The 1,381-nt window shown below is 64.4% G+C and carries 2 protein-coding genes; both read right to left on the bottom strand.

Annotation, left to right across the window (positions count from 1 at the left end; genetic code table 11):
• Positions 1 to 961 (bottom strand): IS66 family transposase (locus tag IVA91_RS04745; protein WP_247458400.1); only part of this gene is annotated, 961 nt, incomplete at its 3' end.
• 70 nt (positions 962 to 1,031) lie between these two features.
• On the bottom strand, positions 1,032 to 1,381 hold a 350-nt coding region (tnpB, locus tag IVA91_RS04740), incomplete at its 5' end, for an IS66 family insertion sequence element accessory protein TnpB (RefSeq protein WP_247276983.1).

Raw genomic sequence — 1,381 nt, 5'->3', positions numbered from 1 at the left:
GGATGCCGGCATACCGGGCCAGATGCGCTTGGGGATGCTCGCCCTTGCGGTCGCGGGAGTAGTAGAACATCGCCGCCGGCGGGTCCGTGCCCCCAAATGGCCGATCGTCGCGGACGTAGATCCAGCACCGTCCGGTGTCGGTCTTGCCCTTGGCCAGGACCGGTACCGTCGTATCGTCAGCATGAAGGCGCTCGGTCGCCATGACGTGGGCTTCCACCAAGCGCAGCAGAGGATCCAGCGAGGCACAGACCGCCCCAACGGCATCTGCCATGGTCGACAGTGCGATCGGCACGCCTTCCAGAGCGTAGCGCTCCGCCTGGCGGTTGAGCGGCTGATGCTGGCCGAACTTCTCAAACATAATCATGGCCAAGAGGCTCGGACCAGCCCACCCGCGAGCGATGGCATGGAACGGCGCTGGCGCCTGGCTGATCTTCTCGCAGTCGCGGCAGGAGAACTTCTCGCGGACCGTCTCGATCACCTTCCACTGGCGCGGCACCACTTCTAGCGTGCGGGTCACGTCCTCGCCGAGCTTGCGAAGACGATTGCTGCCGCAGCATTCACAAGCCGTAGGCCCATCGATTACCACCCGTTCCCGTGGGAGGTGCTCGGGGAAGGTCTGGCGCTCGGCGCGCTTGCGCGTAAATCCGCGCACCGTGGTCGTCTTGGCCACGGCCCGTTCCGCCGCCAGCTCGTCCTCGGTGGCGTCAGCTTCCAGCTCTTCGAACGTCAGCGCCAACTGCTCGATCAGCCGCGCCGAGCGCTCCGACCGTTGCCCATAGATCTGATGTTTTAGCTTGGCGATTTGCAGCTTCTGCTGCGCGATCAACGCCTCGTCTTCCGACGCTTTCGCGCGGGCGACCGCGAGCTCGCCGGCGATCTCCAAACCCTTCGCGCGCTCGACTGCCAGCGCCTTCTTCAGGGCGGCAACCTCATCCGGAACAGCGTCGCGATCAGCATGCATGCGACGCGAGTGAATCACAGATTGGACGCGATGGGACTCCCCAAAATGCAAGAAGCTACAGATTCGGCGCTCAGCCCGCGCTTTGTGGCCGCCAGCTCAGTTGCGGATTCCGCCAGTCGATGCCTTCGAGCATGTAAGCCATCTGGGCCGCCGAGATCGACACCGCACCGTCCGACGCCGAGGGCCAGATGAACTTGCCACGGTCCAGGCGCTTGGCATAGAGCGACATGCCCAACCCGTCATGCCAAAGAATCTTCACCAGATCACCGCGGCGGCCCCGGAAGATGTAGAGATCGCCGGCATGAGGATCGCGCTTCAGACTCTCCTGGACCGCAAGCGCCAGGCTTTGCATGCCGCGACGCATATCGGTGTGGCCAGTGGCGATCCAGACCCTGACGCCGCTCGGGATCGGGATCATCG

Origin of the sequence: Bradyrhizobium sp. 153, assembly GCF_023073835.1 — a bacterium.
GTDB lineage: Bacteria > Pseudomonadota > Alphaproteobacteria > Rhizobiales > Xanthobacteraceae > Bradyrhizobium.
The sequence above is the reverse complement of the archived record's forward strand: the minus strand, read 5'-3'. Positions and strand labels throughout refer to the sequence as shown.